Source organism: Bartonella sp. AD328YNZD, assembly GCF_042196425.1.
The window spans coordinates 1-814 of record NZ_JBHIQG010000675.1 but is presented as its reverse complement, the minus strand read 5'-3'; the positions used below and the strand labels follow the sequence as shown (position 1 = coordinate 814).

Here is an 814-nt window from a genome sequence, read left to right as displayed (position 1 = left end):
CCTATAAAGGAGAGGGAATGAGAATGCTTTTTAAAAGAATAAATTTACTAAATATTAATATAAACCAAAATATCTACATAAACTATCAAAAATAATGAACATAATTACTGTATATAATGTTGTTTTTATAGCTACTTTCCAACTGTAACCACCAATTTTTTAAAACCAATAGCATATATAGGGATGAATACAAAGAGAATGCAAAACAGCCTTATGATTTCGTAACGAATATTCATTATAAAAAACCCTGATTATAAGAGGTGATCCACAATAGATATCCCTGAAAAATATTTTATCCAAAGATGTAGATATTTAACTTTGGTATATTCTTTCAAATATATTTACAAAACTACTAATTTCAGAGATATCTTTGTTGCTATTCTCTATAAATTAGAACCGACAATTCCAAGCTGATTGTCCAAAGCCGTAAAGAGCACCTCCAATGAGTCCCCCTCCAAAACCTACAACTCCACCTGTAAGAGCACCTTGTAGTCTTCCAAACAGATACCCTCCTGCTGCACCTGTTAGTTCTCCCTCAGTTGCTAGTTGAGTGGAGTGTGAAAACATGTCATTAGCAAAACCACTAACGCTACATGCATTTCCATGAATAGGTCTTGAATTGTGCGAATGACCAAAAGAAGGCTTTGTCGCTATATGACCGAATGTGTTGAATGAACCAAACATATTAATTCTTCTTAATTATCTACATTAAAAGTAGTATCAAAATGATACATTTTAAATGGCTATCGCGTATTTTTAGAGAAATGTCAAAGATAAATTTTAAAAATGTAAATAAAAATACTGTATAAATAAT

At 31.0% G+C, this 814-nt stretch carries 1 protein-coding gene; it reads right to left on the bottom strand.

Annotated elements, in window-relative coordinates; all coding sequences use genetic code 11:
* Positions 1-390 precede the first annotated feature (390 nt).
* A complete protein-coding gene (locus ACFIO3_RS14405; protein ID WP_375608605.1) occupies positions 391-684 on the bottom strand; it encodes a hypothetical protein in 294 nt (97 codons plus the stop codon).
* Positions 685-814 lie beyond the last annotated feature (130 nt).

Excerpts from the sequence above, each read along its gene's own strand:
- ACFIO3_RS14405 (WP_375608605.1), bottom strand. The coding sequence starts at position 684 with ATGTTTGGTTCATTCAACACATTCGGTCATATAGCGACAAAGCCTTCT.